The 9,554-nt window shown below is 70.7% G+C and carries 11 protein-coding genes; 4 read left to right on the plus strand and 7 right to left on the minus strand.

Going from position 1 to position 9,554, the window contains the following annotated elements:
* Window positions 1-46: 46 nt before the first annotated feature.
* The 3 genes from Q7F20_RS04495 to Q7F20_RS04505 all read right to left on the minus strand — a co-directional run bounded on the left by Q7F20_RS04495 (window position 47) and on the right by Q7F20_RS04505 (window position 2,575).
* Window positions 47-991, minus strand: coding sequence for an acetamidase/formamidase family protein (locus Q7F20_RS04495; RefSeq protein ID WP_305738911.1), 945 nt, complete (start codon window positions 989-991; stop codon window positions 47-49).
* Window positions 992-1,156: 165 nt separating this feature from the next.
* On the minus strand, window positions 1,157-1,426 hold the full coding sequence (locus tag Q7F20_RS04500; protein WP_305738912.1) for a hypothetical protein: 270 nt from the start codon (window positions 1,424-1,426) through the stop codon (window positions 1,157-1,159).
* A gap of 12 nt (window positions 1,427-1,438) precedes the next feature.
* Window positions 1,439-2,575, minus strand: coding sequence for an inorganic phosphate transporter (locus Q7F20_RS04505; protein ID WP_305738913.1), 1,137 nt, complete (start codon window positions 2,573-2,575; stop codon window positions 1,439-1,441).
* A gap of 79 nt (window positions 2,576-2,654) precedes the next feature.
* On the opposite strand from Q7F20_RS04505, the gene Q7F20_RS04510 reads away from it, so the two are divergent.
* Both Q7F20_RS04510 and Q7F20_RS04515 read left to right on the plus strand, forming a co-directional pair.
* Window positions 2,655-3,530: an alpha/beta fold hydrolase gene (locus Q7F20_RS04510; protein ID WP_305738914.1), complete on the plus strand. Its 876-nt coding sequence runs from the start codon at window positions 2,655-2,657 to the stop codon at window positions 3,528-3,530.
* A 79-nt stretch (window positions 3,531-3,609) separates the two neighbouring features.
* Window positions 3,610-4,659 (plus strand): biotin/lipoate A/B protein ligase family protein, encoded by a 1,050-nt coding sequence (locus Q7F20_RS04515; RefSeq protein WP_305738915.1) that lies wholly within the window; start codon window positions 3,610-3,612, stop codon window positions 4,657-4,659.
* Window positions 4,660-4,670: 11 nt separating this feature from the next.
* Here Q7F20_RS04515 and Q7F20_RS04520 read toward each other — a convergent pair whose 3' ends face one another.
* The 3 genes from Q7F20_RS04520 to Q7F20_RS04530 form a co-directional block, all read right to left on the minus strand.
* Window positions 4,671-5,540: a nucleotidyl transferase AbiEii/AbiGii toxin family protein gene (locus tag Q7F20_RS04520; protein ID WP_305738916.1), complete on the minus strand. Its 870-nt coding sequence runs from the start codon at window positions 5,538-5,540 to the stop codon at window positions 4,671-4,673.
* Window positions 5,537-6,082: a type IV toxin-antitoxin system AbiEi family antitoxin domain-containing protein gene (locus Q7F20_RS04525; protein WP_305738917.1), complete on the minus strand. Its 546-nt coding sequence runs from the start codon at window positions 6,080-6,082 to the stop codon at window positions 5,537-5,539. The genes Q7F20_RS04520 and Q7F20_RS04525 overlap by 4 nt, the downstream gene beginning before the upstream one ends.
* Before the next feature lie 94 nt (window positions 6,083-6,176).
* Window positions 6,177-7,727: an ATP-binding protein gene (locus tag Q7F20_RS04530; RefSeq protein ID WP_305738918.1), complete on the minus strand. Its 1,551-nt coding sequence runs from the start codon at window positions 7,725-7,727 to the stop codon at window positions 6,177-6,179.
* Window positions 7,728-7,897: 170 nt separating this feature from the next.
* On the opposite strand from Q7F20_RS04530, the gene Q7F20_RS04535 reads away from it, so the two are divergent.
* Complete coding sequence (locus Q7F20_RS04535; protein ID WP_305738919.1) at window positions 7,898-8,227, plus strand: hypothetical protein; 330 nt, start codon at window positions 7,898-7,900, stop codon at window positions 8,225-8,227.
* 9 nt (window positions 8,228-8,236) lie between these two features.
* On the opposite strand, the gene Q7F20_RS04540 is transcribed toward Q7F20_RS04535, so the two are convergent.
* A complete protein-coding gene (locus tag Q7F20_RS04540) occupies window positions 8,237-8,524 on the minus strand; it encodes a GNAT family N-acetyltransferase (protein ID WP_305738920.1) in 288 nt (95 codons plus the stop codon).
* Between the two features lie 78 nt (window positions 8,525-8,602).
* Between Q7F20_RS04540 and Q7F20_RS04545 the strand changes: the two genes are divergently transcribed.
* Window positions 8,603-9,554, plus strand: a 952-nt coding sequence (locus tag Q7F20_RS04545; protein ID WP_305738921.1) for a site-specific DNA-methyltransferase, incomplete at its 3' end; no start/stop codon positions are given.

Raw genomic sequence — 9,554 nt, forward strand, 5'->3', positions numbered from 1 at the left:
GGCGTGCGTGAGCAGATCTGCTCACGCACGCCGCGCCTCCCGTCCGTCAGCGGAGTGCGTCCGCCTGGAGGATCGCGTCGTGCGGGAGCAGCGCGTGTACACCCCACGTCCGGTTCGCGACCTGCGTCACCCGCATGCTGACCGCCACGCTCGCCATGGCGAGCGCCTCGGCGCGGCCGATGCCGTGGAGGCTGGCGATCCAGTCGACCATCCGGTCGAGCGCGATGGCCGTCGCGGTGTTGAGGTCCTGGTCGAAGCCGAAGGTGATCCGGCCGGCAGGCGTGTCCGCGTGCACCCCGGCGACGGGGGCCGCATCGAGCAGCGAGAGCGTCATCGTGGTCGTCATGCCGCACTCGACCGCGGTACCGGAGACCTCGCCGTCTCCCTGGGCGGCGTGGCCGTCGCCGACGAAGAGCAGGGCGTCCGGCACGGTCACGGGCAGGGAGAGGGTGGAACCGGCGACGAGTTCTCGGCAGTCGACGTTGCCGCCGCCGGCCTCGCGGGGCGGGATCGTCGAGTGTTCGCCGGCGGACTCGGGCGGGAGGCCGACGACGCCGAGGAACGGTGCGGTCCGCACACCGAGCCCGAGCTGGTTCACCGCCGTGCCGGCCGCCGGGTCGATGTCCCAGAGCAGCGGTCCGCGTGACGCCGGGTCGGTCAGGCCGAGTGCCCGGTTGACCGGGGTGTCGACGCCGCCGGAGCCGGTGTAGCCCCAGTCGTCGGGCACGAGCGTGTCGAACCGCACGGCCAGGACCGCGCCCGGCTGCGCCCCCGCGACCGCGATCGGGCCCACCAGGCAGTGGCCGCGGCGCGGGTCGATGAGGGTCGGTGCCTTGCGGCCCGGACCCGGTTGCCGTTCGGTGTAGCCAGCGGCGCTCAGCGTCCGGACGGTCACGGTGTCGCCCGGTTCGACGGTCAGGACCGGGCGGCGCTCGGCGGTGAGGACGTCGATCGCGGTGTCGACGGTGGCGTCGAGGTGGTGGTGGGTCACCGCTCGATCTTCGCAGGCGGGTCGGGGCGTCGGCCGGGGGTGGTCGCGGTCGGCCGCGGTCGGCCGGGCGGCGTACCTGGTGAGAACGGGCGTACCTGGCCGGAAGTTCCGACCAGGTACGCCCGTTCCCGCTTCCCATCGGGGCGGCATGGGAAGGAAACGTCGTCAGTGGAACTGGGGGATCGTCATCCAGACGCCGAAGAGCACGGCGGCGATGCAGACGGCGAAGCAGAGTCCGGCGCCCGCGAGGGCGAGCGGGGGTGTGCGGCCGGAACGCGGGGACTCCTCCGCGTACTGCGTGTGCTCACCGCCGGCGTCGACGGGCTGGCCGAGGCCGAGCAACCGCAGTCCGAGCGTGTAGACGAGCACCACGCCGACGGCGGCGACGAAGCCGACCCCCGCGACGGTGCCGATGCTGGCGAAGTCGATGTCCACGTCGGACCCCGCTCAGACGGAGGCCGGCGTGCGGACCGGCTCCTGCTCGCGGACGTCGTCCGAGCTGACGGGCTTCCGGCGCGAGAGCACGAAGAACCCGAGTCCCGCGGCCGCGGCGAGCACCGCGACGAGGACGAGTCCGATCGTCGAGGTCGACGCGACCCAGGTGGCGAGGGCTCCGACCACCGCGGCGGCCGGCAGCGTGACCACCCACGCGACGACGATGCGACCGACGACCGACCAGTGCACGTCGGCGAGCTTCTTGCCGAGCCCGGAGCCGATCACCGAGCCGCTCGTGACGTGGGTGGTCGAGAGCGCGAAGCCGAGGTGCGAGGACACGAGGATCGTCGCGGCCGAGCTCGTCTCCGCCGCGAAGCCCTGCGGGGACTGCACGTCGGAGATCTTCTTGCCGACGGTCTGCATGATCCGCCACCCGCCCGTGTAGGTGCCGAGGCCGATCGCCAGGCCGCACGCCAGGATCACCCAGAGCGCCGGTCCGGTGCCGGCGTCCTGGTAGTCCGCGGCGATGAGGGTGAGCGTGATGACGCCCATCGTCTTCTGCGCGTCGTTGGTGCCGTGCGCGAGCGAGACGAGGGACGCCGAGATCGTCTGACCGTGCCGGAACCCGGTCGCCGCACCGTGCGTCGTCGCGTTCCGGGTCAACGTGTACGCCATGTAGGTCGCCACCAGGGCGATGATCCCGGCGATCACCGGGGAGAGCAGGGCCGGCAGGACGACCTTCGAGACGACCGTCGCCCAGTCGACCGACTGCAGGCCCGCGCCGATGATCGCCGCGCCGATGAGCCCGCCGAACAGCGCGTGCGTGGACGACGACGGGAGGCCGAAGTACCAGGTCGCGAGGTTCCAGAGGACTGCCCCGACGAGCCCGGCGAAGATCATCGTCGGGGAGACGTGGATGCCGTCCTGACCCTCGCGGATGATGCCCTGCGAGACGGTCTTCGCGACCTCGGTGGACAGGAACGCGCCGACCACGTTGAGGACGGCGGAGATGAGCACGGCGGTCCGGGGCTCCAGGGCTCCGGTGGCGACCGAGGTGGCCATGGCGTTCGCGGTGTCGTGGAACCCGTTCGTGAAGTCGAACACGAGGGCCACCACGATCACCAGCACGACGGTGACGAGGACATCCATGGGCGCGACGCTAGGCCGGGGTCGGACCGCGTGCGTGAACGCATGGTGAACAAGCCAGGGCGTCTGCGAGGATGCTCACGTGCCCACCTTCTCCGCAGCCCGAGGAGACTCCTCGTTCACCGACGCGCACGGCGTCGAGATCGTCTACTCCACCTGGCGGGCGGCGAAGCCGAAGGGCATCGTGCAGATCGCGCACGGCGTCGGCGAGCACGGACTCCGGTACGAACCCCTCGCGCAGGACCTCGTCCGCGCCGGGTACACGGTGCACGCGAACGACCACCGTGGGCACGGTCGCACCGGCCTGGCGCAGTGGGACGGCGACCACGCGAAGCTCGGACGACTCGGACCCGGCGGCCTGCGGGCAGCGATCGCGGCCGTCGAGCAGATGAGCGCCGTCGCCCGCGAGGACACACCCGGTGTGCCCCTTGTGCTGCTCGGGCACTCGTGGGGTTCGCTCATGGCCCAACGGATCGTGAACACGTCGTCCGGGTCGTACGACGGGGTCGTCCTCTCCGCGAGTGCGTACCGGCTCCCCGGGTGGATGAACAGTGGCGACCTGAACGCCCGGCACGCGGGCTCGGGCCCGACCAAGTTCGAGTGGCTCACCCGCGACCGGGCGATCATCGACGCCGTCGCGGCCGACCCGCTCGCGGTCGAGGCGGACGTCATCGGGCTCTTCGGACTGCGGGACGCGCTCCGGCTGCTCGGGGTCCCCCGACGGGGCATCGCGCACGACCTGCCGATGTTGCTGCAGGTCGGCTCCGAGGACCCGCTCGGCGGCCCGCGCTCGGTCGAACGGCTCGCGCAGGCGTACCGGCGGCGCGGCGGCCTCACCGACGTCACCGTGCGCGTGTACGACGGGGCGCGGCACGAGGTCTACAACGAGACGAACCGCGACGAGGTCGTCGCCGACCTGGTCACGTGGCTGGACCGGGTGACGGCGCCCACGTCCTGAGACGGTACCGGCTGACGGCCAGGAGGCGCGGGGCGGCGCCGACCCGCGCCTCCCGTCCGACGCGGCGTAGGCTCGTCGTGTGCACGGTGAGTACAAGGTCCCGGGAGGCAAGCTGGTCGTCGTCGACCTCGAGGTCGTCGACGGGGTGATCGACCGGTTCCGGCTCGCCGGGGACTTCTTCCTCGAACCGGACGACGCCCTGCCGCTCATCGACGACGCCGTGAACGGCCTGCCGTCGACGACCGACGCCGCGGGCATCGCGGCCGCCGTCCGCGCCGCCCTGCCGGAGGACGCCGTGCTGCTCGGCTTCACGCCCGAGTCCGTCGGGGTCGCGGTCCGTCGGGCGCTGTCCCGCGCGTCGACGTGGCAGGAGTACGACTGGGAGATCATCCACGAGGGACCGATCAGTCCGAACGAGCACCTCGCGCTCGACCAGGTCCTCACGGAAGAGGTCGGTGCCGGCCGCCGTGGCCCGACGCTCCGCATCTGGGAGTGGGACCAGCCGGCCGTCGTCATCGGGTCGTTCCAGTCCCTCAAGAACGAGGTCGACCCCGAGGGCGCTGCGAAGTACGGCGTCGAGGTCGTTCGACGGATCTCCGGCGGCGGCGCGATGTTCATGGACGCCGGCGCGATCATCTCGTACTCGCTGTACGTGCCGACCGACCTCGTGCAGGGCATGACCTTCGCCGACTCGTACGCGTACCTCGACGAGTGGGTCATCGAGGCGCTGAAGTCCCTCGGCATCGAGGCCTACTACCAGCCCCTCAACGACATCTCGTCGACCAAGGGCAAGATCGGCGGTGCCGCACAGAAGCGGCTCGGCACCGGGTCGCTGCTCCACCACGCCACCATGAGTTACGACATGGACGGCGAGAAGATGGTGCAGGTGCTGCGCATCGGGCGCGAGAAGATGAGCGACAAGGGCACCACCTCGGCCGCGAAGCGCGTCGACCCGCTGCGCTCGCAGACCGGGCTCACCCGTGCCGAGATCATCGACCGGCTCATCGCGACCTTCACGAAGCTGTACGGGGCGCACGAGGGGCACGTGACGGCGGACGAGCGGCGGCGGGCACAGGAGCTCGTGGCGTCCAAGTTCGCGACGCGGGAGTGGCTCGAGCGCGTGCCCTGACGGATGCGGGTCTACGGTGCCGCGTCCGCTGTGTCTTCTTCCGGCCCGCGGCTGAAGACCGGGTCGAGGATCCCCGCCACCAGGGCGACTTGGTCGTCGAGGTTCGCCTCGCTCATCGCTTCGAGACGTTCCTTCCGTCGCCATGCCGCCCACTTCGGCTGCGACACCGCGGCGTACCCGACCAGGAACGGAGCAACGGGTTCCAACCGCACACGTCGATAGCGGGCGACTGCTCGTGCGGAGCGGAGGAGCTCCTGTTCGTCGAGACCGTGACCCGCGAGCTGCACGATGTCGACGTAGTCGCGCCACCGGGTGCTGGTGATGCCTCGTTCGAGGATCGTCACCCCCTTCTCCGCAAGGGTCGTCTCCGGCGCGTACCCGAGGATCGCGATGGGTGGGCCGAGTACCCGGTCGACGGAGACCCGCTTCGGCGCGGGAACGATCGGATCACCGGTGGAGACGTCCCAAGCGACCCTGCCGTTCCACCTGCCGATGTGCGCCGTGACCCGCATCCGGAGTCCCGGGTACTCCGCCTGATCACGGATCTCCTGGACAGCGATCGTCTCGACGTCGAACACGACACCGTCGTCGGTCACCACCGCTGCGACGTCGCGGACGATACGTTCGATGTGCTCAGCGGTTACATCCGCACCCGTGGCGTTCGCATCGACGTCCTTCGTCGGTCGGCGCACCCCGTACGCAGCCAACAGGATCCCGCCCTTCAGGACGAAGTCGTCACCGTGCGGTGTGCGGGTCAGCCGGTAGAGGAACGATTCGAGGGCGTGGCGGACAAGGAACTCCTGCGTCGAGGGCGCACCACCCGCGCTGCTCCGTGCCGCAGCTTGCAGTCGGCCGAACACCTCGTCTCCGGTGACGCTCACGCGAGGAGTTCCAACGCCTGCAGGAGAGGCTTCTTCGTCCGGGGGAGCTGCACCGCGAGTTGCATCAGTCGCGCGGGCTTCCCACCTCGCCGCAGCCACTCGCGCAACGCATCTCGGGGAAGTTCGTAGCCGAGCTCCCCGCGGAGTCGGAACGCGTCGGCGATGCATCGCTCCGGTGAGTAGATCCCGATGGTCTCGTCTGTCCCCGGCACCTGCGTCTGTTCCCGCCCGACATCGAAGGTCGCACGGTCGAACGAATGCCAGGTGATCGCAGCGGTGGTCATCGGTAGGCGGGTGCCCCGGGGAAGGGCAACGTCGAGTGTGGCCGGGATCGTGTCGATCAGGTCGTGGTGAGCGAGCGCTGATGTGAGGCAGATCGTTGCTTCTGGTCGCCGCGCAGCCGCTTCCAGCCAGTCCCAGTCCGCAGCAGGCGCATCCGAGGGGCGGTAGAGGCCACGAGCAAGACGATCAAGGTGTCCTCGTTGCTTCGCCCGGTACAGCGCACTCCGCGAGAGGCCGCGTCGATCTGTCGGACGCAACACCGACGTACCCATACGATCTCACTCCCGGAACGAAATGTTTACAGATGATCATACGTGTAAACGTTCTGTCTCGACAGACACCGGACGTGCGGAACTACGCGCCGGACTGATCGTCCTCGTCGTCCTCGTCGGCAGGGGCGCGGAGGACGAGGTCGAGGCCGCCCGTCGACTCACTCGGGCGGAGGACGACCCGGTTCAGGGGCGCCACGTACGAGCCGCTGAAGGAGACCTCGTCCTCGTCCTCGTCCTCGTCGTCATCGGGCTCTCCGGCGTTGTCGTCGGAGCGGGTGCCGAGCAGTTTCCGGGTGAGGGCGCTCCGCTCGGTGAGCAGCGAGTCGAGCGCCGCACGCAGGTCCTCGTCAGCGGGCTCGGCACCGCGCAGGGCCGCTCCGAGGACGCTCCGTCGCATCAGCTCCTTGGCGAAGGAGCCCGTGGTGCCCTCGGCGCGCTCGGCAGCCTCGGTGAGGGCAGCCTCGGAGAAGGGCAGCGTGCCGGCGTACCGACGGAAGAGGCGGACGCGCTCGGGCAGGGCGGGGAGCGGGATCTCCACGGCGAGGTCGACCCGGCCCGGACGGTCCGCGAGGGCGCGTTCGAGCACCGACACCCGGTTCGTGGTCATCACGAACGCGACGTCCGCGTCGCCGTCGAGCCCGTCGAGGGCGTCGAGGACCTCGAACAACAGTGGCTGCGGGGAGCTGTGGCGCTCCATCGCGACGAGGTCGATGTCCTCCATCACGACGAGTGACGGCTGGAACGTCCGGGCGATCTCGGCCGCGGAGCCGATGGCCGCGATGCTCGATCCGGTGAGCAGGATCGCTGTGACCCCGGTCGTCCGGGTGAGGAGGTGCCGGATCGTGAGTGTCTTGCCGGTGCCGGGCGGGCCGTACAGGAGCACGCCGCGCTTGAGGTGCTGTCCGGCCGCGAGGAGCGCCGCACGCTGCTCGCCGATCCCCACGACGTGGTCGACCACCTCGTCGAGCACGCCCTCGCCGAGCACGACGTCGTCGGTGTCGACCTCGGGCCGGCGGAGGAACGTGGCCCCCGCGTCGGAGCCGTACTCGGACTGCACGAACGAGAGGACCTGCCCGCGCAGCACGCTCCGCTCGATCATCAGCTCCCGGAGCCGGGCGAGGAACGCGGTCGCGGCGTCCTGGTCGGGGGAGAGGATCTCGAGGCTCGCGCGGCCTCGCCCGTACTCCGGGTTGGCGGACCGCTGGACGACCGCGACCGGAGCGCCGTCGAAGGTGAGGAACCGGAGGCCGAACGACACGACCCGACGGGTGGTGTCGGCACCGGTGGCCCGGGTGGCGTAGCTCACGGGGCCGGGCGCCCACCGCATGTGGGGGTTCGCGATGAACTCGCTGACCGAGCTGTGGAACCGGCTGTCGTCGCCCGCGATGCCGACGAGGGCGTCGGGGTCGGTCCCGGCGAGCTCCTCGAGGGCGATGTCGGCGTCGACGAGGCGGTGGTCGGGGAACTCCTCGGTGATCACCGGGACGGTCTGCGGGTCGACGCCGAGGTGCGCGCCGATCCGCTCACCGATCGGTGTGGTCACCGCCCGCTGCTCGGCGGCGACGAGTTCGTTCGCCTTCTCGATGTAGCGGGCGAACGCCCGCATGAGGTCCCGGTCGGCGTCGTCGAGCACGTCGCCATCCTGGCACGCGATCGCGGAAGGTGGTCGGCCGCCCGGAGAGGGGGGTTCCGGGCGGCCGCAGGACCAGTGTGGGTGTCGTCCTGAAGAACGAGCCATGTGGATCGTGAGAATCCTCCGCGCGGCGGATGTCCTCGTCCCGACGTCCACGTAGCGTCGTGTGCGTGAACTGGTTGATCCTCCTGGGGGCGGTGGCCGCGGCGGCCGTCGTGATGTGGATCGCCGATCGCGTGGGGTGGATCGACCTGTCGAACAAGGCCACACGCAGCGGCGGATCCGGCGGCGTGATCTCGATGATGGACGAGGTGTTCGCGCCGACCCGTCACGAGACGCAAGCGGAGTACGAACGGCAGTCGCGCCTCCCGAGGGAAGCACCGACGCCGGCGGACGACGACCACGACCTGCTCAGCGGGAGTGTCCTCATCAAGGTGCCGCCGGTGCGCAGCGCCGGTCGGCACGCGGTGCAGGTCGGCACGCACGACCGGTCGTACTGACCGACCGCGTCAGCGGGTCGTGAGCTCCTGGTAGTCCGGGTGCCGCTCGATCCAGGCCGCGACGTAGCTGCACTGCGGCACGACGCGGCGCGACGATCCCGAACGGACGTCGTCGAGCGCGTTCTGGACGAGGATCGAGGCGTGTCCGCCCCCGCGGTGCGCGGGGTCCACCTCGGTGTGCACGAAGCGGATCTCGTCGCCGTCGACCTCGTACGCTGCGAAGCCGATCACCTCGCCGTCCTCGACGAGGGAGTACTGCTGCTTGTCGGTGTCGTTCCGGACCTCGGGTGTCGCCATGTCCGAGACGCTACGCCTCCGGGCCGCCGCGGCCTGGGCAGCCGCTGAGCACGGGCGGGTGTGGACCAGAATGGTCGAGTGCACAACGGCGACGATCGGGGCCCGGACCGGGTGGTCCTGGGCGACAACCTCGACGTCCTCCCGACCCTGACGGACGGCTCCTTCACGCTCGTGTACCTCGACCCGCCCTTCAACACCGGCCGGTACCAGCGCCGGCACGCGAGCGCCGCGGTCCGCGAACCGACTGCCGACGACGAGGTCGCGGACACCCCGGCCGGAGCGCGTGCCGCCGATCGTCGGCGCGAGCGCGTGACGGGCTTCCGGGGGAGCACGTACGAGCGGGTCCGCGGTGACCTCATGCGCTTCGACGACCGGTTCGAGGACTACTGGTCCTTCCTCGAACCGCGACTGCTCGAGGCCTGGCGGCTCCTCGCCGAGGACGGCACCCTCTACCTCCACCTCGACTACCGCGAGTCGCACTACGCCAAGGTCTTGCTCGACGCGCTGTTCGGCCGGGAGTCCTTCCTCAACGAGATCGTCTGGGCGTACGACTTCGGTGCGAAGTCTCGATCGCGCTGGCCGACCAAGCACGACACGATCCTCGTCTACGTGAAGGATCCGTCGGCGTACTGGTTCGACTCCGAGGCGGTCGACCGTGAGCCGTACATGGCACCGGGGCTCGTCACGCCCGAGAAGCGTGCGCGCGGAAAGCTCCCGACGGACGTCTGGTGGCACACGATCGTGTCCCCGACCGGCAAGGAGAAGACCGGCTACCCGACGCAGAAGCCCGAGGGGGTGCTGCGCCGCATCGTGCAGGCGTCCTCGCGCGAGGGCGACTGGGTGCTCGACTTCTTCGCCGGCAGCGGGACGACGGGTGCGGTGGCGCGGGCGCTCGGGCGGCGGTTCGTGCTCGTGGACGACAACCCGGTCGCCGTCGACGTCATGCGCCGGCGCCTGCCGGGTGCGGCGTTCGACGTGGTGGGGCCCCCCCCCCCGGGGCGCGGGGGGGCCCCCGGGGGGAACGCGGGTG

This window comes from Curtobacterium sp. A7_M15, assembly GCF_030705415.1.
In the GTDB taxonomy this organism is placed as follows: domain Bacteria; phylum Actinomycetota; class Actinomycetes; order Actinomycetales; family Microbacteriaceae; genus Curtobacterium.

Excerpts from the sequence above, each read along its gene's own strand:
- Q7F20_RS04540 (WP_305738920.1), bottom strand. The coding sequence starts at position 8,524 with ATGGCGACACCCGAGGTCCGGAACGACACCGACAAGCAGCAGTACTCC.
- Q7F20_RS04505 (WP_305738913.1), bottom strand. The coding sequence starts at position 2,575 with ATGGATGTCCTCGTCACCGTCGTGCTGGTGATCGTGGTGGCCCTCGTG.